The 22,244-nt window shown below is 46.4% G+C and carries 19 protein-coding genes, 1 tRNA gene and 1 pseudogene; 13 read left to right on the top strand and 8 right to left on the bottom strand.

Translation table 11 applies throughout. From position 1 onward, the window contains the following. Nucleotides 1–27: 27 nt before the first annotated feature. The 4 genes from QUB35_RS39255 (at nucleotide 28) to QUB35_RS25090 (ending at nucleotide 3,028) form a co-directional block, all read left to right on the top strand. Nucleotides 28–264 (top strand): zinc ribbon domain-containing protein, encoded by a 237-nt coding sequence (locus QUB35_RS39255; RefSeq protein ID WP_445252006.1) that lies wholly within the window; start codon nucleotides 28–30, stop codon nucleotides 262–264. 257 nt (nucleotides 265–521) lie between these two features. Next, entirely contained in the window at nucleotides 522–1,568 is a 1,047-nt protein-coding gene (locus tag QUB35_RS25100; protein WP_333144391.1) for a M42 family peptidase, read from the top strand. Between the two features lie 87 nt (nucleotides 1,569–1,655). Beyond that, nucleotides 1,656–1,728, top strand: a tRNA-Glu gene (locus QUB35_RS25095). 271 nt (nucleotides 1,729–1,999) lie between these two features. After that, on the top strand, nucleotides 2,000–3,028 hold the full coding sequence (locus QUB35_RS25090; RefSeq protein ID WP_333144390.1) for a hypothetical protein: 1,029 nt from the start codon (nucleotides 2,000–2,002) through the stop codon (nucleotides 3,026–3,028). Between the two features lie 153 nt (nucleotides 3,029–3,181). Here the strand turns inward: QUB35_RS25090 and QUB35_RS25085 are convergent, their stop codons facing one another. The 6 genes from QUB35_RS25085 to QUB35_RS25060 all read right to left on the bottom strand — a co-directional run bounded on the left by QUB35_RS25085 (nucleotide 3,182) and on the right by QUB35_RS25060 (nucleotide 11,710). Then, nucleotides 3,182–4,393: a beta-glucosidase gene (locus QUB35_RS25085; protein ID WP_333144389.1), complete on the bottom strand. Its 1,212-nt coding sequence runs from the start codon at nucleotides 4,391–4,393 to the stop codon at nucleotides 3,182–3,184. 191 nt (nucleotides 4,394–4,584) lie between these two features. After that, entirely contained in the window at nucleotides 4,585–6,468 is a 1,884-nt protein-coding gene (locus tag QUB35_RS25080) for a glycoside hydrolase family 2 TIM barrel-domain containing protein (protein ID WP_333144388.1), read from the bottom strand. Nucleotides 6,469–6,698: 230 nt separating this feature from the next. Then, a complete protein-coding gene (locus QUB35_RS25075) occupies nucleotides 6,699–7,055 on the bottom strand; it encodes an STAS domain-containing protein (protein ID WP_333144387.1) in 357 nt (118 codons plus the stop codon). A 104-nt stretch (nucleotides 7,056–7,159) separates the two neighbouring features. Next, entirely contained in the window at nucleotides 7,160–8,401 is a 1,242-nt protein-coding gene (gene glf, locus QUB35_RS25070; RefSeq protein ID WP_333144386.1) for a UDP-galactopyranose mutase, read from the bottom strand. 123 nt (nucleotides 8,402–8,524) lie between these two features. Further along, nucleotides 8,525–9,862 (bottom strand): glycosyltransferase family 1 protein, encoded by a 1,338-nt coding sequence (locus QUB35_RS25065; RefSeq protein WP_333144385.1) that lies wholly within the window; start codon nucleotides 9,860–9,862, stop codon nucleotides 8,525–8,527. 810 nt (nucleotides 9,863–10,672) lie between these two features. Then, the gene (locus QUB35_RS25060) at nucleotides 10,673–11,710 is read right to left on the bottom strand and encodes an aldo/keto reductase (protein WP_333144384.1); all 1,038 of its coding nucleotides are present in this window, start codon (nucleotides 11,708–11,710) and stop codon (nucleotides 10,673–10,675) included. A gap of 428 nt (nucleotides 11,711–12,138) precedes the next feature. Between QUB35_RS25060 and QUB35_RS25055 the strand changes: the two genes are divergently transcribed. From QUB35_RS25055 to dtd, 5 genes are all read left to right on the top strand, one after another. Further along, nucleotides 12,139–12,540 (top strand): fasciclin domain-containing protein, encoded by a 402-nt coding sequence (locus QUB35_RS25055; RefSeq protein WP_333144383.1) that lies wholly within the window; start codon nucleotides 12,139–12,141, stop codon nucleotides 12,538–12,540. A 537-nt stretch (nucleotides 12,541–13,077) separates the two neighbouring features. Then, entirely contained in the window at nucleotides 13,078–13,221 is a 144-nt protein-coding gene (locus QUB35_RS25050; protein ID WP_333144382.1) for a hypothetical protein, read from the top strand. Nucleotides 13,222–13,727: 506 nt separating this feature from the next. Beyond that, nucleotides 13,728–14,891 (top strand): glycosyltransferase, encoded by a 1,164-nt coding sequence (locus tag QUB35_RS25045; protein ID WP_333144381.1) that lies wholly within the window; start codon nucleotides 13,728–13,730, stop codon nucleotides 14,889–14,891. Nucleotides 14,892–15,016: 125 nt separating this feature from the next. After that, nucleotides 15,017–16,168 carry a GTP-binding protein gene (locus tag QUB35_RS25040; RefSeq protein WP_333144380.1) on the top strand — a complete coding sequence of 384 codons (1,152 nt, stop codon included), beginning with the start codon at nucleotides 15,017–15,019 and terminating at the stop codon, nucleotides 16,166–16,168. A gap of 307 nt (nucleotides 16,169–16,475) precedes the next feature. Further along, nucleotides 16,476–16,931 carry a D-aminoacyl-tRNA deacylase gene (dtd, locus tag QUB35_RS25035; RefSeq protein ID WP_333144379.1) on the top strand — a complete coding sequence of 152 codons (456 nt, stop codon included), beginning with the start codon at nucleotides 16,476–16,478 and terminating at the stop codon, nucleotides 16,929–16,931. Between the two features lie 192 nt (nucleotides 16,932–17,123). On the opposite strand, the gene QUB35_RS25030 is transcribed toward dtd, so the two are convergent. Beyond that, nucleotides 17,124–17,423 carry a hypothetical protein gene (locus QUB35_RS25030; RefSeq protein ID WP_333144378.1) on the bottom strand — a complete coding sequence of 100 codons (300 nt, stop codon included), beginning with the start codon at nucleotides 17,421–17,423 and terminating at the stop codon, nucleotides 17,124–17,126. Between the two features lie 29 nt (nucleotides 17,424–17,452). On the opposite strand from QUB35_RS25030, the gene QUB35_RS25025 reads away from it, so the two are divergent. From QUB35_RS25025 to QUB35_RS25015, 4 genes and pseudogenes are all read left to right on the top strand, one after another. Continuing rightward, nucleotides 17,453–18,688, top strand: coding sequence for a HetZ-related protein (locus tag QUB35_RS25025; protein ID WP_333144377.1), 1,236 nt, complete (start codon nucleotides 17,453–17,455; stop codon nucleotides 18,686–18,688). Nucleotides 18,689–19,450: 762 nt separating this feature from the next. Continuing rightward, complete coding sequence (locus QUB35_RS25020; RefSeq protein ID WP_333144376.1) at nucleotides 19,451–20,362, top strand: DUF2382 domain-containing protein; 912 nt, start codon at nucleotides 19,451–19,453, stop codon at nucleotides 20,360–20,362. A gap of 275 nt (nucleotides 20,363–20,637) precedes the next feature. After that, nucleotides 20,638–20,784: pseudogene (locus tag QUB35_RS39250) on the top strand (S-layer homology domain-containing protein); the annotation flags it as partial. A 14-nt stretch (nucleotides 20,785–20,798) separates the two neighbouring features. Continuing rightward, nucleotides 20,799–21,038: a hypothetical protein gene (locus QUB35_RS25015; RefSeq protein WP_333144375.1), complete on the top strand. Its 240-nt coding sequence runs from the start codon at nucleotides 20,799–20,801 to the stop codon at nucleotides 21,036–21,038. A gap of 112 nt (nucleotides 21,039–21,150) precedes the next feature. On the opposite strand, the gene QUB35_RS25010 is transcribed toward QUB35_RS25015, so the two are convergent. After that, nucleotides 21,151–22,119, bottom strand: coding sequence for a TIGR03885 family FMN-dependent LLM class oxidoreductase (locus QUB35_RS25010; RefSeq protein WP_333144374.1), 969 nt, complete (start codon nucleotides 22,117–22,119; stop codon nucleotides 21,151–21,153). Between the last annotated feature and the right edge of the window lie 125 nt (nucleotides 22,120–22,244).

Raw genomic sequence — 22,244 nt, 5'->3', positions numbered from 1 at the left:
GGTTTTTAGCTGGCATTTTTGTAGAGATTGACTAAACTCCTTTTTTATTATACCCTATTTAAAGGTACAACAGCTTACACTTCAAAAACTGTGTCATGGACGGGCGAAATTGTCAAAAATCTAGGTGGCGCTAGAACTATCAAGTCCGTAGCTACTGGATTGAAGATGGATCGGGATCTAAATGGTGCTCGCGGGATTTTCACGGGCGAGGCATTGGTTGACACGCCTTTGTTGAGAGACTCTCTTGACTTATACGTTTGTTAGCATTTGTTAGCGAAAAAGTGTCGGTGAAACCCCAACGGATTGCCCAACGCATCCACGCGATCGCATGAATCTTGTTACTCAATCGCCTTTTGCTGCCTCCAATTGCTTCATTCCTACGCTCCTCAAAAAGCTCAGCAGGAAGATGTTTCTTTCAAGTGGGAAAATGCCTGAATTGAAACTAAGTGTACCGCCGGGAAATAGTGCGTAAATGTGCTTTAATATGTGTCAAAATTCGCTCCTAAAAACGAAAATAAAAAATGTTAGAGTTCGATCGCCTGTTCCAAATAATCGAAGAATTAGTAATGCTGCACTCACCCAGCGGTGCGGAATCGGAAATTAACCAGCGGTTGATGGAAAAATTCGCCGCCCTGGGAGTGAATGCTTGGGTCGATCGCGCGGACAATGCGATCGCCCTAATTAAGGGTCGCAATCCCGAAAAGTCGATCGCCATTACCGCCCACAAAGATGAAATTGGGGCCCTAGTTAAAACAATAGGCGAGAGTGGCCGCGTGGAAGTCCGCAGATTGGGCGGCGCATTTCCTTGGGTTTACGGCGAAGGCGTGGTGGATTTGCTCGGAGACAAGCAAACAATTAGCGGCATTCTCAGCTTCGGTTCCCGCCATGTTTCTCACGAATCTCCTCAGAAAGCTCAGCAGGAAGATGTTTGTTTAAAGTGGGAAAATGCCTGGATCGAAACTAAGTGTACCGCCGAGGAATTAGCCGAGGCCGGAATTCGACCGGGCACGCGGATGGTGGTGGGAAAGCACCGCAAGCGCCCGCTGCGGTTGAAGGACTGGATCGCTAGCTACACTCTGGACAACAAGGCTTCAGTGGCGATTTTGCTGGCTCTGGCGGAATGTTTGAAAGAGCCTGCGGTGAATGTTTATTTGGTAGCGTCGGCGAAGGAGGAGGTTGGGGCGATCGGAGCTTTGTATTTCACCCAGCGCCAGCCGTTGGACGCGCTGATCGCTTTGGAAATTTGCCCTCTGGCACCGGAATACCCGATTCGTGACAGCGAAAACCCGGTTTTGCTGGTTCAGGACGGCTACGGAGTCTACGATGAAGGATTGAACGCCCAATTGCGCGCAGCCGCCGCAGCAGCCGATGTAGAGGTGCAGTTGGCGGTAATTAGCGGTTTTGGGAGCGATGCTTCGATCGCCATGAAGTTCGGCCACGTAGCCCGCGCCGCTTGTTTGGCTTTCCCCACCCAGAACACCCACGGCTTTGAAATTGCTCATCTCGGGGCGATCGGCAATTGCGCCGCCATCCTCAAAGCCTACTGTGACGTGCTTTGGGACGAGTAGAAAAAAAAGTTTCCAAAAGTAGTTGACAGATTGGGAAAGATTAGTTAAGGTAATAAAGGTGCGGAACACAAGCAAACGCAACGACGCGCCCCCATCGTCTAGAGGCCTAGGACACATCCCTTTCACGGATGCGACGGGGATTCGAATTCCCCTGGGGGTATTGAAAATTTAAGTCTGATATCCAAGTGATATCTAGTATGTGGGGTGGGCATTTTGCCCGCCCTTATTGCTATTAGGACTTACGCACGGGTAGGCCGAAACCGGGTTTTTGCCTAAAAGAGGCGTGACAGCCCGCAGCAACAGCAAAAACCGGCTTTATTTAGTTTGGTTTCTGGTGCATCGTTGAGCGATTTACCCCGGATTATTGAGCGGATACATAGGCTCAATATAGTTGAACACTTAGACAGCCAATAGCAGCAAAGGGGAGTGCGATGTACATACCTGTTACTTTCGACGGCGGCATCCAAAGGAACGAAGCAATAGAAATAAAAGTCAGAAACTTTAAAGACTTAAACTTACAGGAAAGACATATTGAAGAGTTCTTACGCAAAAACATTAATTTGCTCTTTGGGGATGACCAAACTCTTCTAGTTGTAGGTCAACAAGTTCGTAATGCGAGTAACGGGATTAGCGACCTGACTGCCATTGATGCAGATGGCAATATTGTTCTAATCGAGATTAAACGCGACGTACAAGACATCAAGGCGAGAAAAGAACCTTTTGAATTTCAAGCTATCAGGTATGCCGCGAGTTATGCCAAAATTTCGACACCTGAATCCCTTGTAGATTTGGTCTATAGCTCGTATATCGAGTTCCACAAAGATGAGTATGAATTAGGTGATTTGACTCCTAGTGAAAAAGCGAGACGAGAGTTGAATAAATTCTTGTCAAGCAATGACGCACTCAAAACCTTTAACAAAAAACAACGAATAATACTTATAGCCTCATCCTTTGATGAGCAAACCCTTTCTGCTGTTGCTTGGTTGATTGCAAATGGGGTAGACGCGAGCTGTCTTAATATCACTCCTGTTTTTATAGGAGAGCAAGGTTTTTTGAGGATTGAGAAAATTTTGCCTCCGGCACAACTGGATGATTTTTACGTGGGTTTAGCCGGAGAATCTTCTACAATCAAGGAAGAAATTATATCCACTGATTCTGCCTTTAATAGAACTTGGCTACCTCGAATGGACCAGTTGTTGGAGTGGGAATTAATCAAAGCTGGGGATAGCCTTGAAATTAAAGAGTTTGAAAGCTCTGAAGCTATAATAATTGATGATACATTTGTTCTATTTAATGGGGAAGAAATTTCCTATAATAATTGGGGAAAGAAAGTTACTGGTTGGTCTTCTATAAGTATTTATGAATGGGCAATGCTTAGTTCGATTAAGAAGACTTTACATGAACTAAGGATGAAAAAAATGGCAGAGTTGGAAGCCAAAGGCAGTCCCTGGGAAGAATGAGACTAGGGGTTGTAGAGCTATTTGCTTTCTTAAAGCAGCTCAAGGCTTTTTTCGGATATTGCAGTCGATAGAACGGACACGAGATCAGACTATTAATTAGATTAACAGCTTAAGGTGCGCCCCAGCGCACCCTAAAGAATTAGATCGCAGCTATCAATTCTGCAACTTCAGCAACGGTTCAATCTGCTGCCGTTGAAACTGCAATTCATCCGCCAAAGGCTGGTAAATTTCTCGATCGCCCGATTCATTGCAATAATCCCACAAACCATTGTAACAGTGCCTGTCGTCGTCCCAACCCGGATGGTTAACAATCGGATACAAGCAGATTCCCTCTATCGGAACCCCTGCTTTCATCGCCGCCGCTACCTCAGTGCACACATAATTAAACCAGACAGGTCTAAAATCGTCTTCAGTGCCTGTTTCTGCTATGAATAAGGGGCGGCCGTAGCGCTCAAACACTTCTTGCAGCATTTCACGAAACGGGCGGTACAGCGGATCGGTGTATTTCATGGGCTCTTCATTGTGAATCCACTGATTGCGATCGTAATAATTCACGCCAATAATATCGAGATATTTTTCCTTACCGCCGAGTTCCGGGCGAAAGCGTCCCGCCAACATATCCCAAGCTTGATATTGAGATAAGCGATACCCTTCCGCCGCGTCCCGATCCTCCGGTTTGTCAGGGTCAGCAATAATGTTAATTGTGGGGTCGATTTGAACGATCCGGGTGCGGGGATTGACTTCCCAAACTGATTCTATCGCTGCGATCGAAGCTTTGATTAACTGGACTTTGAGCTCGTCTCCCCGCCCTTTCGCAAACGGATTGATGTAGGCGACATCGCCGCCTGCCCAAGCAATAAATGAAATTTCATTGACAGGTGTTACAAAAGGTGTTTGGTCGGTTTCCTCCGTTAGCACTTCCATAAAAGCGCGCACCATGCTTGCAAACCTGGACACAAATTCGGGACTGAAAATATCAATATCGTCGGGCCAGCCATAGTGAAACAAATCCCAAATTACCTGCATTTTCATGTCGCGGGCGGCGCGGATGATTGGCAGGGAACTGGAAAAATCGTATTTTCCGGGTGTCTGTTCGATTAAGTGCCAGCGGAGGCCTTCGCGAACTGTGTAAATGCCTTGCTGCTGCAAGCGTTGGTAGTCGGCTGCTGCAAATTTATCGTGACCGGTGGCGGCTGTTACGTCGAGACGCTTTCCCGAACGCAATTTGTGGGTAGAGCACTCAAAACCGCCCATGAAAAAACTTTGAAACATCGATCGAATGGGTAATGGGTAATGGGGCATTGGGCATTGGGCATTGGGCATGGGGCATTGGGCATCGGGCATGGGGCATTGGGCATCGGGCATTGGGCATTGGGCATTGGAAGAGGTTCATAAATGATTGAGACTTGTTATATCCAATAACTTGGAACTGCGGGCAATTATTACCAATCACCCATCACCAATTACCAATTACCAATTACCCATCACCAATCACCAATCACCAATCACCAATCACCAATTCCCAATTCCCCATGCCCCATGCCCTGTTTGGCCAATTAGCCCTGAGTAATAGCTGGCGGCTGTGAACTTTCTTCGGGAATATCCCAGCCGAGAGTTGCCGCCGAGATGACCTCTAGGGGGAACTTGGGAGTGCGATCGGCATACAGCAAACCGTTAGCTTCTTGGTAAGTATCGGTTAACTGCGTGTAACAAAATCCGCTGAACATTTCCACTCGGTTTACCACCTTCAACAGCGCGCTGTAGCGCCCTTGGAGTTCCAGCGTGTCCGACGCGCGCACGTAGCCCCAAACCCTGTAAAAATCGGGGTTTTCGCGACCGGCGCAGGCAATGCCGCCAAATTCTGTCAGCATCACCGGCTGTCCTTGGTGCGGGTGGCCGTCGAGGGTGAGGACTCGCCCGCCGGGGCGCCCGCGATTAAACAAATCGGCTAGCTGGACTTCGGGCCCGTAGCGTTTGGCTAGGGTTTGCGGGTTGTTATCGTAGTCGTGAATCGCCAGGATGTCGGTATCGATACTTTCCCAGCCGTCGTTACCGATGACGGGACGAGTCGAATCGAGGGTTTTTGTCAAGAAATACAGCGCTTGCACGTAGTTGCGGTGGGCTGCGGCTTCGACTAAATTCGGAACTCCCCAAGATTCGTTGAACGGCACCCAGACTACGATACAGGGGTGGCTGGCGTCGCGGTCGATGACTTCCGTCCACTCGCGCGTCAGCCGTTGCACGGCTTTGGGAGTGAAGCGGTAGGCGCTGGGCATTTCTTCCCAAACTAGGAGCCCCAGCACGTCAGCCCAGTACAAAAATCGGGGGTCTTCGATTTTTTGGTGCTTGCGGACGCCGTTGAAACCCATTGCTTTGACTAATTCGACATCGTGGCGCAAAGCTTCGTCGGAAGGGGCAGTCATCATGGTGTCGGGCCAGTAACCTTGGTCGAGCACCAGTCGCAAATAGTAGGGGCGGCCGTTTAGCATGAAGCGATCGCGCTGGATGCTGACCGTCCGCATGGCGGTATAAGATTTAACCTCGTCGAGGAGTTTGCCGTCGGCCCACAACTGCACTTGAGCGTTAATTAGCGTCGGCTTTTCGGGGCTCCACAGCAATTCGTTGCGGTAGTCGTCGATACCAGGGTCGGAGAGGGCGATGCGGCGGTGGATTTCGCCGTTGATTACTTCGTAGGTGTCGTTGACCAGCAGCATACAGCCGATCGACAGTTTAACTTTAATCTGGATTCCCGACTGGCGATCGCCCGCGACAAACGCTTCAAAACCGATTTCCCAGCGTTCAAACTGGGGAGTCCAGCGGATGCGCTCGATATAAGTGTGAGGCACCAATTCTACCCAGACTGTCTGCCAAATGCCGGTCGTGCGCGGATACCAAATACTGTGGGGCTCTATTTGCCAGTCTTGCTTGCCGCGCGGTTGCTCCAAATCTTGCGGGTCGTCCTGGGCCCAGACTGTCACCCGCTGCGGCCCGTTGAGGTTCACAACTGGTGTAATGTCTACGCTGAAAGGAGTGTGTCCGCCTTCGTGTTCGATGACATATTGACCGTTCACCCAGACGCGGGCGCGGTAGTCTACGGCCCCAAAGTGGAGGAGAACTCTGCCTTCTGTGTGGGGTACGTCAAATTCGCGTTCATACCAGCAGTTGGCATGAAAATTCGTGTCGCCGATCCCGCTTTTTGCCGATTCTGGAGCAAACGGCACTTCTATAGTGTGAGTCCACTCAGAAATATCGATCGGCTGCACGCAGTGGCCTGCGTCATCGTAAGCAAATCTCCACTGACCGTTGAGACAAATCCAGTTGCTCCGGCGCAATTGGGGGCGCGGATAACCTGTTTTCCGTCCTTGAACTGTCACCTTACTATCAAGAGTTGCAGACTCTTCTATCTCGCAATTTTCAAGTGCTCTACCTAACCAACTCATCGGCACATCTACCCAAAGTTATATTTATAGGTTAGCGACAATTACCCTGACTTTGACAAGTTTTTTGGTGATTAATTTGCAAAACTTCTGCACCTTAAAACAGGCTCATCTGAAGGATCTCTTGTGCTGAAGTCATTAGTCAGAAGAAGGAAGAATAAACCAGGAAGAATCAACCAAGAAGATTTTTCCTATCCCCCTGTCTCCCCCTGTCCCACTCTCCCCCTCTTCCTCTAGCTAGCAACACTTTGTAAACCTCCTAACGGTTCAGTTAGCTCACTTTTGAGAGAAAATTCTTCGGCGAACGGCAAACAATGAAATATTTGCTGTAGTCCCGTGAGTTCAAATAGAATTCTAACTTGTTCGCTCATGGCAGAGATCAAAAGTATACATTTGCTGTCTCTAACTAATTTCACGATCGCCACTACAGCCATTAACTCGGAATTTTTCAGGAAATTTATTTTTGAGAAATCCAGCATCAGAATTTTGCCACCGCTTTCAATGAGGCGCTGTATTTCTTTCTGAAACTGAGCAAATTGAGAATTTTCCAAAACCTCATGAGACAAAACAATTTTCACTAGAACGTTCATTTTTACCTCAATGCTTGTTTGAATTATTAAATAACTTTTGAGGAAAACCGAGTAAGGTGCTCTGTTGGCACCTTACCTTTTTACCCGTCAGTCGCAGATTCCAGCTACTTGCTAGCAGATTTGCCGTTGCTGTTGCTGTTGCCGTGGTTGACAGCAGCGACTTCTAGAGAAGTTGTGGCTGGGCGATGGGCAACTCCATTGGATGTGCTGACATTAGAGGCAGAACCGTTAACATTTTCTACCAATTCAATCACCGGCTTGGTAGTAATTTGTTTGTAAGTTGTCAGAGCTTGAGCGACCACTTGATCCATGTTGTAATACCTGTACGTCGCCAGCCTTCCCACGAAAGAAACTCCCGGAGTTGCATCAGCCAAAGCTTTATATTTCTTGTAAAGTTCGGCATTTTCTGGACGCGGTACCGGGTAGTAAGGGTCTCCCTCAGCTTGGGGATATTCGTAGACAATGCTAGTTTTTAGATGCTCTTGTCCGGTGAGGTATTTAAACTCGGTACAGCGAGTATATAAATGCTCGTTGGGGTAATTTACCACCGGTGCTTCTTGGTGTACGGCTACGTTCAGTGTTTCGTGCTTGAATTCCAAGGAACGGTAAGGAAGTTTGCCGTAGCAATAATTGAAATAGGAATCGACTGGCCCGGTGTAAATCATTTCTCCGTAAGGGATAAAACCCTCAATCTCCCGGTAGTCGGTATTCAGCATCACCTTGATGTTTGGGTGAGAAAGCATCTTTTCAAACATCCGAGTGTAGCCGTGCAGGGGCATTGCTTGATAGGTATCGGTGAAATAGCGATCGTCCCGGTTAATGCGAGTGGGTACGCGCGCAATCACTGAGTTGTCGAGTTCCGACGGGTCCATTCCCCACTGTTTGCGGGTGTAGTTGCGGAAGAATTTCTCGTAAAGTTCGCGGCCGACTTTGCTGACAACTACATCTTCGGAAGTGCGAATGTAATCCTTTGGTTCTGCTACTTTCGCGAAGAAATCTTCTACTTCAAATGAGGTGAGATTCAGTCCGTAAAGTTTATTTACGGTGTTGAGATTGATCGGAATGGGCAGCAGTTGACCGTCAACACTGGCGAGGACGCGGTGTTCGTAGGGCCGCCACTCGGTGAAGCGCGAAAGATACTCGAAAACAGGGCGTGAATTGGTGTGAAAAATGTGGGGGCCGTATTTGTGTACGAGGATGCCGTGGTTGTCGTAGTGATCGTATGCGTTGCCGCCGATGTGGTTGCGGGTATCAATTATCAGGACTGTTTTTCCGGCTTCATTTGCTAGTCTTTCGGCAATGACGCTACCTGCAAATCCTGCTCCGACGATTAAATAGTCAAACATTGAAACACCTCTAATTGTGGGTAAGGGTAAGGAATAATTCGTAATTGGACATACAGCGAGGATTGTTGAGTGTTAATTTTTGAATCCGTAAAGTGTAACTCTTTAACTTCAACCTCAACATTCCTAACTTAAAACTTTCATCCTGCCTTGGGCTTTCTGCCGTTTTTCGTCGATCGCACTTTCGATCAACCCCAGCATTTCGCCCCAGGTATTGTCCCAAGAATTGTCTGCTAAAAAGGCGTCTACTTCGCTCAGCCACTTGGTGCGAACGTCCGAACTTTCGCTGAGGATTTCTTGGGCACAAGCAACGAATTCTTCAGAAGTGCTAGCAATCCGAACCAAGCCGTTTTCTCCGTAGGGCCGCACCACGTCGCGGATAGGAGTAGAAATGACAGGTTTGCCGGCAGCGAGGTATTCTGGAGTTTTCGTGGGACTAATAAACTTAGTCGATTCGTTAATCGCAAAAGGCAGCATTGCGATATCCCACCCGCCAAGATACGCTGGCAGTTCTTGATAAGATTTTCCGCCGAGATAGTGGATATTTGGGTGAGTTGGCAGAGTTGCCCGATCGATTTTCGCCACAGGGCCAATGATGACTAAATGCCAGTCCGGCCTTGCTTCGGCAATGCCCCGCAGCAGTTCGATATCCATGCGTTCGTCTATAACGCCATAAAATCCCAAACGCGGGGGAGGAATGTCTTTTTGATCCGCCGGTTCTTGTGAAAGATTCCTGGCTGTCGCAAAGTGTTCTTTTTCGATGCTGCTGGGGAAGGCGTGAATGTTTGGGTGCTGGTGCTGTTTGGCTTCGTAAAGGTTGTGGCCCCCGGTAAATACTACGCTGGCGCGCTTTAATAATTGGTTTTCATTGGCTTTTAAATCCGGGTGCGCGCCTTGGAATGCTGACAGTTCATCCATGCAGTCGTAGACTACAGCTAGCGGCTTTAAGTGGTTTGTGAAACTGACAGCCATTGGTGTGTAATACCAGAGGATGTACTGGCTAATTTCTGCAGAGCGAAACAAATCATCTAGCATGGCTTGCTGAGCAGTTTGTGATGTTGCTTCGCTGATTCCTTCGCTCAGGTGCGGTACTATTACCCAAACTCCGCTTTCGTGGATGCTGACATCGAGCCACCAATCTGTAGCCTCGCTCAAAATTGGTTCTTCTACGAAGAAGACGCGACGCTTTTTGGCACAGCGGCTCAAGAGATGTTGCGGACGCTGATAGACAAAATTCCACCGCAAATGAGACAGGCAAACTAAATCTGGTGCATCTAAAGCCTCAGTTTTTGATAAGTTGGCGCGCAATGCGGGCGAGGGAGCGAATTGAGAGGGCGATTTGGCTGGATCTATAGAGGTAAATCGGATCTCCCATGCTCGCTCTTTATTGCTATAATTATTGTTTACTGAGTGTTCTGGGGGCGACATATTAGCCTCTGGAATTTGTCCCTGAAAATTTGTCACTGTAAATTTGTCAATAGGATATATTTCTCAGCAGTGTCTTACTGAAAGTTGCAAGCATCAATCTGAGAACTTTTATTGACGAGCAAGCGCCGCATTCAGTGAGCCAAACAAAGAAACTGTTTAGCTGCGGAAAAAACAGGCTTATCTGCTTTTTTCAAAATTGAAACTTAGAGATAAGTTAATATTGTTAGACTTGCTATTGTTGTTAAATGTAACCCACTTTTTCTGCCCTAACTTCTATCTGAAGGATGACTTTTATCTCAGGAGACACCTAGCTTGCACGCTGGCTTCAAAAGCCGTTAAAACGCCTATATACCTTGTAAAATGACTCTTAACTGGCAGGTACGGGGAGAAAAAAGGGAGAAAAAAGAGCGAGTTTTATTGCTTTATTTGAAGATGAGAGAAAATTTGCCATCAAGTTTATGTTGCTTTTTGATTTGACAAACCTTGCTTTTTTTTAACTCATCCGATCGCTAATTTGGAAAATTTGTATCCTAATATACAGAAATTGATCGACATTTCTGACTTCCGATAGATTAACAATTGACAGTTTATACAGTGGGGGTAAACTCACCGAAGAACACCTGTCTCAACAATACCAAAGAAACCAGGCAACCGCAACGAGAAACCTAAGATTTTGCGCGAGTCTGTGGCAAGAAACCAAGGTGATGACATTTGCGCTGTGGGCGTCAGTTTAACCTCGCGCCCACAGCACAAATGTCAATCATCCCTCTAAGGGCGCGTTCGCCGATATCTGCAATCAAACGCCAAATATCCACGTAAACCCGCGACTAGAAAATAGCCGCAACTTTACAGTCGGCTGCTGTCAATTTTGGCGATTCCCCCTCCAAAGGCAAAATCTTGCACCATCGAACTCTTTAAGAAATCGTGGGGAAAGCCCAATTCAATTGCACTTACTTTGTCTAACTGCTGCATTTGATCCGGGGTTAATTCAAACTCCAAACAAGCGAGATTCTCCTGAAGTTGCGAGAGTTTGCGCGAACCCACAATCGGAATAACTTCGACTGGCTGTTGGATCAGCCAATTTAGGGCTACTTGAGAAGCAGGTTTGCCAATTTCGGCTGCTATTTTGCTAACTTCGTCAGCAATTTTGAGGTCTCGTTCGTTAATTTTTCCCGATTCAGGTGAATTCAGCCGTTTAGCTTCGCTGGCTGTTTCTGAAGTGTTGTATTTTCCTGTTAGCAAACCGGCTGCTAAGGGGCTCCAAGCTGTGACGCCAATATCAAAGGCTTTTGCCATAGGGATCAAGTCCCGTTCAGGAGTTCGCTCTTTTAAAGAATACTCGATTTGCAAGCCAATAAATGGTGTCCAACCGCGCAGGTTGGCGATCGTATTTGCTTGAGAAATAATCCAAGCCGGCGTATCGGAAATGCCGATATAAAGAACTTTGCCGGCCCGCACCAAATCGTCAAAAGCGCGCATCACTTCTTCGACGGGTGTTGTAAAATCCCAAGCGTGCAGCCACAGCAAATCTATGTATTCAACTTGCAGCCGCTTCAAACTGGCATCTACTGCTTGTACCATATTTTTGCGGTGGTTGCCGAAACCATTGATTTCGCCATTCTTCATGTTGAGGCTATACTTAGTGGCAACTACCCATTTTTCGCGATCGGCTGCGATGAACTCGCCGACATATTTTTCGCTAGTACCGTTGGTGTAGAGATTCGCGGTATCAATAAAATTGCCGCCCGCTTCTGCAAAGGCGTCGAACATTTTACGGCTTTCGTCGTAGGAACTCCCCCAACCCCACTCTTCCCCAAAAGTCATGGTGCCGAGGCAGATTTCGGAAACGCGAAGTCCGCTGTGACCTAGTAGTTTATATCTCATGTCACTCTTCCCCTAATTAATGGTTGTTAACAGTTTAAATCGGGATTTCCCAAACTGTTGCCATCATTCGGGGGGCAAGTTTTACGGGGCCTTAGCGCTGTGCTTAATGTTGAATATTTTGGCAAGTCAATCAAAATGTCTTAGCTTCCGGGGCTCCGGGCCATCGCCCCTGCGTTTACTTTCAACACCGCGCCGGGGCGATCGTCTTACCAATGTATTTAGGATTACATGGCTTTATTAAAATACAGTAAAGTCAAAAAACTTTTATCTACCTTTAGATAGGTATTTTATGAAATTACTTAAATTAAAAAAATTGCTATCTTCTTAAAGATCACAAAACCAGAGAGAACTAGAGAAAAAATTCATGTAGCTAAATTAACTTTTTAGCGTTATAGTGATTTACAGATTACAAAAACTAGGTGACTCACTTGGCTGACATCGTTGATACCGCCGTTTCGGCAGGCTCTTTTACTACCCTAGTTGCTGCAGTCCAAGCCGCTGGTTTAGTAGATACTCTCAAAGGCGCTGGCCCCTTCACAGTTTTCGCGCCTACTGACGAAGCTTTTGCTAAGCTTCCCGAAGGTACTGTAGAAGCACTGCTTAATGACATTCCTAAGCTGACAAAAATCCTGACTTATCATGTCGTTTCCGGCAAAGTTATGGCTGCTGATGTAGTCAACCTGACATCGGCCAAGACAGTTGAAGGTTCAGAACTGAAAATTGATGCTTCCAATGGCGTCAAAATCAATGATTCTACCGTTACAACAGCCGATGTTGCTGCTGATAATGGCGTTATCCACATTATTGATTCAGTCTTGCTTCCTGCGTAAGCACAGACTGAGATAGCGCAATACTATCTTGAGGGCGGTGGCTATAGTTAGCCGCCGCCTTGTTTTCGTTGAGGTTTAAATATTTTAGGCCTCAATAATTAAAACTATAGAGTAGGGGGAATTGCCCGATCGCACTCAGCTTGAGTCTGCCCCAAATTTGTCGCTGCTGAATTTACCGGGAAAACTGGTTGCAGGCAAACAGCGACAGCTACTCGGAAAAAAAATTATCAAAAAAATAAAAAAGTGCGATCGACCGCGTTAGCAATTGCCGATAATTAGCGGCCCACTTATTTTGCACTTTCGGGCTGATTGCCGGTTGATGCGTAGATACCATGCCACCAAACCCAACATTTCTCCGAGAAACTGGGTTTACCAGGCCTCGTCCTAATTAAGATACAATAAGAACCACAAAGAAAGTGCGATCGACATTATTTGATAGTCAAGCTATGCAATCTACAACTGAGTCCGAGACAGAACTGGCGATGGAAGCTCCCAAACACGGCTTGCCCGTTACAATCATTACAGGATTTCTTGGCATTGGTTAATCGAGTTTACATAGTTTTAGAACGCCAAGCAAATCTCGACTATCTAGTAGTCGAAATAACTAGATTTTCCACAGCCGAGGGCATTACAGACGATTTCACTCACCCCGACTTTGCACTGCCCGTAGAAAGTAAGTAGAAAGTAAATTTATGGCTGTAGAAATAGCCAAATAAAAACTCTTTATTTTAGCTTGCGAATGGGAACATTTGACTCAGTTGATGCAGACAGTTATCGCACAACCTGCACTTACAGCCCAAGCTAGACTTGCCAACCCCCCTTTGGTAGCTAAAAACTTTCCTGGGAAATACGCTTGCAGACCAGTTGCTAGATGTCATATTACCCGAAAACACGAGCTATAAAATTGACCTATCAACTTTTAACTCAATAATTTTGTAACCCAATAATATCATGTCCGAGCGATTGACCATAATATCCCGGCCGGGCGGGTTTTTGAGATTGTCAATTATTGGCAGATATTGTTGGTGAACCCGCCCCTACCTGATGAAGGGTAATCGACCGGACATGATATAACTCTTTCTATTAATGGTAACGGGTAACGGGTAATCGGGCATTGGTAAGGGGTAATAGATGAGGGGCGAGCGGTAGTAACAAACAAAAAACAACAACTAACAACTAACAACTAAATGCGTATAATTGTTGAAGGCTGGCGCTTTTTGCCGCACTCCTACGCGATCGCCAATCAATTTCAGCTACTAGAAATGCTGAAATATCCCAATTTAGAACTTTTCCACAAAGATATCCCCTATCTAGACGAAAATTGGCAGCCAGCAACCGGTTTGTTAGATGCAACTGCTGAAGCAGCAATAAAAAATATTCCCCACCCTTCGGCATCTCTACAAGCAGACGCTACCTTACGGATCTCAGTACCTTACAATTTTGCACCCTCAAATACCAAACGGACGTGCTTGTTTGCCACAACAGAATGGGGAATTCTGCATAACGAAAACTTTAGAATAACGGGCGCAGCTTCCCTCCGCGAAGGGCACAGCAACTCCGATATAATTATTATTACGCCTTCCCAGTGGTCGAAAACCGGATTTATCCGCAGCGGTGCGAATCCCGATCGCACAATTGTCATCCCCTGCGGCATCGATCCGAATATTTACAAACCTTTAACAAAATCGGAACGCGAAGCTTTGCGGAAACAGCTAGGATGGGACGGATTTGTATTTTTGAATATTGGTGCAGGATCTCCAAATAAAGGCATCGATTTATTGTTAAAAGCTTTCGCCGTTGTAGTTGAAAGTTATCCCGAAGCCAGATTAGTATTGAAAGGAGAAGAATCAATATATGACTCGGATTCTCTGATCGCTCAAAACATAGACGAACTGACATTTGACGAAGCAGAAAAAGTTTTGCCGCGCATGGCTTACATAGGAGAAACACTGCCTTTTGCAAAAATGGCTCAACTTTATCAAGCAGCGGATGCCTACGTATCTCTTTATTTAGCAGAAGGATTCAATTTGCCCGCACTAGAAGCAATCGCTTGTGGCTTGCCGCTCATTTGCACTAAAGGCGGCCCGACGGATGATTTTACAACTCCAGACTTTGCTTGGCACGTCGAAAGTACGTTTCAGGAAGGTACTTCTAACGATCGGCCGATATTTCGCCTGATGCCAGATTTAGAACATTCGATCGCCTTAATGAAAAATATTATAGAACAGCCGGAGTTGTGCGATCGCTCTCGCGAAGCAGGCCCCAAATTTGTAGCGGCTGGGTTTACCTGGAAACACGTTGCCGACCAACTCCTAGAGGTACTTTTGCCAACAATTCGATCGCCAAATTGAACAGGGTGCGATCGAATTGTTGGCAACTTCCGATAATTAGCGCTGGTAACGCGCTGTTCGGAATTCATATAAGATACAATAAGAACCACAAGTTTAAGCTTCAGACCTTATTTGACATTCAAGCTATGCAATCTACAACTCAGTCCGAGACAGAACTGGCGATGGACGCTCCCAAACACGGATTGCCCGTTACAATCATTACAGGATTTCTCGGCAGCGGCAAAACAACCCTGCTCAACCACATCCTGACCAATCAGCAGGGTTTGAAAACAGCAGTTTTGGTAAATGAATTTGGCGAAATCGGCATCGACAACGAACTGATTGTCACCACCGACGACAACATGGTTGAGCTGAACAACGGCTGCATCTGCTGCACAATTAATGAAGATTTAGTTAATGCAGTTTACAAAGTTCTGGAACGTCAAGAAAATCTCGATTATCTGGTAGTCGAAACAACCGGACTCGCCGACCCGCTGCCAGTAGCAATGACTTTTTTAGGCACAGAACTGCGCGACCTGACTCGTCTCGATTCGATAGTTACAGTAGTAGACGCAGCCAACTACAGCTTAGATTTGTTCAACTCTCAAGCAGCTTACAGTCAAATAGCTTACGGCGATATAATTATCCTCAACAAAACTGATTTGGTTGAGGAAGCAGATTTAGATTTGTTGGAAGTTAAGATTCGCGATGTCAAAGAAGGTGCTCGAATTCTGCGAACAGTAAAATCGCAAGTTCCCCTGCCGCTAGTCCTCAGCGTCGGATTGTTTGAATCGGACAAATATTTCCAATCTGAAGAAACTGCTAGCAGTCACGACCATCACGACCACGAACATCACGAACATCACGACCATCACGACCACGAACATCACGAACATCACGACCATCACGACCATCACGACCATCACGACCACAGCCATCACGACCACAGCCATCACGACCACTCCGACCATTTAGAAAATGACGGATTTACCTCAATTTCTTTCCTGAGTGACAAGCCGTTTTCTCTGAGAAAATTTCAATATTTCTTAGACAAACAACTGCCAACAAATGTGTTTCGCGCGAAAGGGATTATGTGGTTTGAAGAAAGTCCCAAACGGCATATTTTTCACTTGAGCGGCAAGCGATTTACGATGGACGATGACCAGTGGAAAGGTGAGCGGAAGAACCAGCTTGTTCTCATTGGTCAGGGTTTGGATACCGAGACTTTGCGATCGCAACTCGAAAACTGTCTTTGTATGCCTTCCACCAGTCGCGGCAAAGGTTTTGGGAAAAACTAAAGGTTGAAAATTAAACAGAACAGACGTGTGCTGGCTAGAAACCCGGTTTTTTTCGTCGAGACTTCGCGGTTAAAACTTATATCTTGCACCACTCTCAATTAGCCTTTTAGGAACAGGCAAGATGCCTGTTCCACAAAGAGTATATTTTCTTGTGGAACAGGCATCTTGCCTGTTCTTGAGTATGGTGCAAGATATAAGTTTTAACCAAAATTTATCCGAGAAACCGGTTTTTTTTTCATAATTCCTATTCAAAAGGTAAGTTTACCTTTTGATTTTTAGTTTTAAATTTAAGCATTTCTAATTTCCCATGCGAGTCATCATCCAGCGAGTAAAATCATCTCAAGTCGAAATAGAAGGTCAAATTGTCGGCAAAATTGGCGGCGGGCTTAACTTGCTTGTAGGTATTGCAGACACCGACACCGAAGCAGAACTCGATTGGATGGCTCGCAAATGCCTGGAATTGCGTTTGTTTCCCGACTCGGCCACGGATACCGGCCGCTGGAACAAGTCCGTACAAGACATCGGCGGCGAGTTGCTGGTTGTGAGTCAGTTTACGCTCTATGGGGACTGCCGCAAAGGTCGGCGACCTTCCTTTGACCGAGCAGCGGCTCCTGAACGAGCGGAATTTTTTTATGATAAATTTGTCGAAAAGTTGCGCCAGAGCGGCTTAAAAGTCGAAACAGGCTTGTTTGGAGCGATGATGCAAGTCTCTATAGATAATGACGGGCCGGTGACTTTGGTATTAGAGAGAGAATCAGGGTGAATTGTTGGCAAACAAAGCTCTCTGTGCTTCTTTCTGATTCCTTCTTCGTTCTTGGATAAGAGCAAATTTTCAGATTAACCGGGTTTCCTAACTGCTGTTGCGTAGGTTCTGAAGACATTGCAGTTAGCTACACTCTGCCAAGTCTCGATTCCACAATCTCTAACGGCCAAAACCGCCTCAAATAGCCAGTTATTAGATTGTCCACTCAGCGGGCTGGCAGCACCCTCCATTTTCCTCGCGATCGCCCCACGCACATAACAGCTCAGAGTGCTTGTAGAGTAAGGCTTTAACCGCAATAAAACCAATCTTCCACAGCCAGCGCTTAGAATCAGATTCAGCAGCCAAAAACTGTTGCATGAGAGAGTGGAACACTGGCATAACTACGGTTATCTCTACTTCCGTAACATTCAATGTATAGAGAGTTGAATCAGCCGTGCCAAGCGAAACCGCCAGCAACTGCCGCCTCACTCTCTGACAAATGTCCTCGCACACCCGCTGTGCCCTACCACCCGATAAATGCCATGACTGTCAAAACTGCCACCACCGTCAACTGCAACACCGCTTCTGGCTTCAACTGCATTCCTGCCGCCTCCACCGAACAAACCGCCGAAATCAATCCAGTTTCCAGCATCAATGTCCTGGCGTTGGCTGACTTCGCCCTCAAAGAATTGCAAGCCGAAATGAAAACTGCCAGCCGCAGCGCTCAAGCAGTGGCGATGCGGATTGCTAAGGAAGTCGAACGGATTTGCCAAAAGAGCGATCGCATCCAAATTTCCGGCGAAGTTGAAGCTTGGCAAATCACCTTGGCTGAGCACCGGTTGCAAAAAACCCTGCAATACTACCGCCTCGGTTCCAAACAAGGCCGCGTCGAACTGCATTCTCACCTCGCGGCTATGATTTACCGCCATGTTGCTTCTTTCCGATCGAACTTGAACTTCCAAGCTCGCTACAACATGATTGAAGACTTTTTGCAAGGCTTTTACATCGAATCTCTGCGAGCTTTCCGCCGCGAACACCAACTCGATGTCACCTACCAGCCCCGCACGCAGCTAGAATTGGCTGAGTACATGGCTTTTACCGAACACTACGCCAAGCGCCAAATCGGCTTACCGGGCCGCAACCGCCAGCGCCTGATCGTGTTGCGCGCTCAAGGATTTGCCAAGGGCCAGCCTCCCGAAACTGCGATCGACATTGAAATGGCTGTAGAGTCGGGCAAGGGAGAAGATGCGGAAATGTACAGCCGCTCTCCGGCGCTGCAACAAGTGCGCGAGCAAATGGTATCGGAAACTGTCGATCCCGCTGATGCTGTGCTGCGCGATCGAGTAGTCTCGGAATTAATCGCCTATCTGGAATCGCAAAATCAGCCAGAATGCGTGAATTACTTAACTTTAAAATTGCAAGACCTTTCGGCTTCGGAAATTGACCGCGCGCTCGGTTTGTCTTCCCGCCAGCGCGACTACTTGCAACAACGTTTCAAGTACCACGTCGAAAAATTTGCCCGCACTCAAAATTGGAAACTCGTCCACGAATGGCTGGGTGCTGATGTCGATCAAAAGCTGGGAATGACTTCGGACAAATGGGAAGCATTTCGCGCTCAACTTGCGCCGGAAATGCAGCAACTGTTAGAAATGAAGCGGAATCAAGAAAGCGACAAGGCGATCGCCACCGCGCTCAAATGCACTCCCAAACAAGTCCAAAAACGCTGGGCGCAACTGTTGGAGCTGGCTAGCCAGACTCGCAACAGCAGCCAAGCTTAATTGGTACTCAAATATGAATGCAACTGTTTTCTTGAGACTGGAAAATGCGATCGGGTGCGGCATCTACACTGGACTGCCCGCCCCGGCGTCCGCTCTCAACTCAACAATGGCTGCTACTAACTAAATTATCGCCGCTTTTTGGCAAATTCAATTTATTAAAACAACATTACTTTTTTTAATATCTTTCGTTCCCTGGTTAGGCCGGGGAATTTGTTTTTATTAGTCATTAGTCATTAGTCATCAGTCATTAGTCATTAGTCATTAGTCATTAGTTATTAGTCATTAGTCATTAGTCATGAGTCATGAGTCATTAGTCATTAGTCATTAGTCATGATTTATGGGAAATTGCTTGCTTAAGAGGCGGCATTGCATATATTCATAATGATATTTAAACATAGGGAGTAGCATAATCAAGGCAAACTTTTTCAAATGTGTTGCCCCAAAATATTTCACATAAAAGTCTACTTTAAAAGTAATAAATTATGTGTATAAGTTTTTTTGTTCGTTAATATAAAGTATCAAAGTCTAATTTATAAGTGTATTTTTTTATAAAAATAGTTAGAAACCGATTGTGAAAATTGAGGGCGTGGAAGGTGGATAAAAATGAAAAAGTCATCTATCCAAAGACTGAAAATAATTAAAAGAAATATACTTATCCTACTATTTTGTTTCACTTAATCCTTCATAAGAAGGAAGCATCAATTTTGAGATATATCTAAAATGGGGGCATAACTTGATTTAGATAAAAAGGGAAGGACTCCTATGTTACTTTACAAAATTGAAGATTTTAATCCCAACTACCGCGAAGCTGCTTTTAATGGCGAAGATATCAAAGGTCTGGATATCTATGCTGGAAATACAGATGAGAAGATTGGCTCCATCGATACCGCGCTAGTTGATGAGACAGGGCGTTTCCGATATTTTGTGGTTGACACGGGTTTCTGGATATTTGGCAAGAAGGTATTAGTTCCAGTTGCTCTTTGTCGAGTGGAGGTTGAGGCAGAGCGCATCTACGCGACGGGTTTGAAGAGTAAAGACCAAGCAGAAAGACTACCCCGGTATGAGGATGGGATGGTGGTTGATTACGATTATGAAGAACAAGTTCGGGGTGTTTATCGTACTCTAACTGTAGAAGCGTCTGCACCTGTAGAAGCATCATTGCCTTTAGAAACCTCATTGCCTGTACAAGCATCTGCACCAGTTTCTATGCCGCGTTCTGTCTCTAACCAAGCTAGGGCTGCTGGTTATGACCGCAACACCTACACTTACGAACAAGAGCCTCAATTGTATCAGATGAACGAGCGCGAGCATCACAAATTCCGACTCTACGAAGAACGACTGGTTGCAGAAAAAAGCCGTCACAAAACTGGCGAGGTAGCAATTGGCAAGCGAGTTGAAACCGAAACGGCACGAGTTTCAATTCCCACAGAAAAAGAGCGAGTTGTAATTGAGAGTATAACTCCAGAAAACGCAGGAGCGCCAGTAATTCGGGATACTCCATTCCAGCAGGAAAAGGTGATGCGTATGGAAGTTTACGAAGAAACTGCTGATATCAAAAAAGAAGCTTTCGTGCGGGAAGAAGTTAACATCAGGAAAGAAGTTGAAACGGAGATTGTTGAGGCAAGGGAAACACTGCGTCGTGAAGAGTTGGATGTGAAGACGGAAGGGCGTTAGAGGGCCAATGAATTGAACAAGGGTTTTTAGTTGCGCTGTCTTCGACCACATGAGCGTTGCAGCGCAAATACGAACCTAAACTATCACTAAGACTGCCAAAAAAAAGAGATTTCTCATGTCTAATTCCTGGCGTTGGCTGGGAATTAAGGGCAGCATTTTTAGCTTTGTCGTTTAGCATCTATGCGACCAGTTTTTTACTAAAGCCTGAGCCAGTTGCAGCTCAACAAGCTCAGTAGGCATTTCCTGATGTTCCGCCTAATTAGTGGGCGCGTCCATTTATTCAATCTTTAGCTGAAAAAGGTCTTGTTACAGGAGAAGTTGATAGAAAATTTAGACCTAAACAGGCTATGGATCGCTACGAATTTGCGGCAATATCCGCCCAGCCTTTGAGCGCGCAAAGATTAGGAACATATCCAATGTAAGTGGCTTTAACGATGTGCCTCAAGGTTATTGGGCAGAACCTCCCATTCAAGAAGCCTACTATAAAGATGGCGATAAAATTCCTAAAGATGCGGTTGATGAAGTGGCAGCAGCGACAAAAGCAAATATCCCGGTCAACTATCCAGATCCCAGAGTTATTACTCCAACCGAGTTGCTCAGTCGGGGGAGTGCTACGGCGCTAATTCATAATTCATCAAGCTTTGGTTTATCAATGTCTGCTCGAACCGCTGTCTAATAATCAGGAAGCTACGAAGTATCTTCCTGCTAGTGCTGCTAAAAGGAACAATTGATTTTGGAAGCAGTCTCAATCCTAAAGGCGATCGCATTTACATACTGATTTTCCACCATCAACTTTTTGTCAGCGCTGGCACTACTTTGTCGCCAAAGACCTCAATAAACTGCTCTTGTTCTCGGTTAACGTTGTGCAAAATTAGTTCATCAAACCCCAATTCAATATCTTTTTGCAACCACTCAATATGCTGCTCTTGGTCTGCCGAGATGCGGACGTGTTGATATAACTCCTCTGGTTGCACAAACTCCCCGGCGGCATCAAATTGATCGGGTGTTATCAGTTCGGTCAGCATTTTAGTTTGGAAGATGTTATTACGCCATTGATGATGAGCGCCTTGTAGTGCTTTCTCTGCATTACTGTCATAGGAAAGCTGCACTTTCAAAATCATTGGTTTTCCTTCTCCACCACCGCGACGAAACGCATCGACGACTTTTTTTAACTGTTCGGGTGGGCGAGAAGTAGTAATCAATCCATCAGCCCAACTGCCCAACCATTCTGCGGTTTCTGGGGTAACTGCGGCGCCGATAATTAATGGGAGAATTTCCGGGCGGGTATAGAGTTTTGCATCTTCTACGCACACTAAACCGCGATGGGTGACGGTTTCTCCTGCCCAAAGGGCGCGGATAATATCGACACATTCTTTGAGGCGCGCGTTGCGATCGCTCTTAGTAGGCCACTTATCCCCAGTAATATGTTCGTTCAACGCTTGACCGCTGCCAACCGTGAGCCAAAAACGATTTGGAAACATTTCTGCCAACGTTGCCGCAGCTTGGGCAATAATAGCCGGATGATACCGCTGTCCGGGAGCGCAAACAACCCGATAGGAAAGCCTCGGCGTTGCTTGCATTGCTGCACCCAACCAAGACCAAGCAAAACCACTTTGTCCTTGCGCTTCACTCCAAGGATGAAAGTGATCGGAAGAAAGGGCATGGGTAAAGCCAGCTTGTTCTGCCATTTGGACATATTTCAGCAGTTCGCTGGGCTTAAACTGTTCGTGGGAAGCATGATAACCAATTTGTGCCATAAGTTTTTAGGAGTTTTGAGTAGGGGCGGTGCCAAGAGTGCCCGCCCTGAGTTTTGAGTAGGGGCGGTGCCAAGAGTGCCCGCCCTGAGTTTTGAGTAGGGGCGGTGCCAAGAGTGCCCGCCCTG

The organism is Microcoleus sp. B13-B6 (assembly GCF_036705405.1).
In the GTDB taxonomy this organism is placed as follows: domain Bacteria; phylum Cyanobacteriota; class Cyanobacteriia; order Cyanobacteriales; family Microcoleaceae; genus Microcoleus.
The sequence above is the reverse complement of the archived record's forward strand: the minus strand, read 5'-3'. Positions and strand labels throughout refer to the sequence as shown.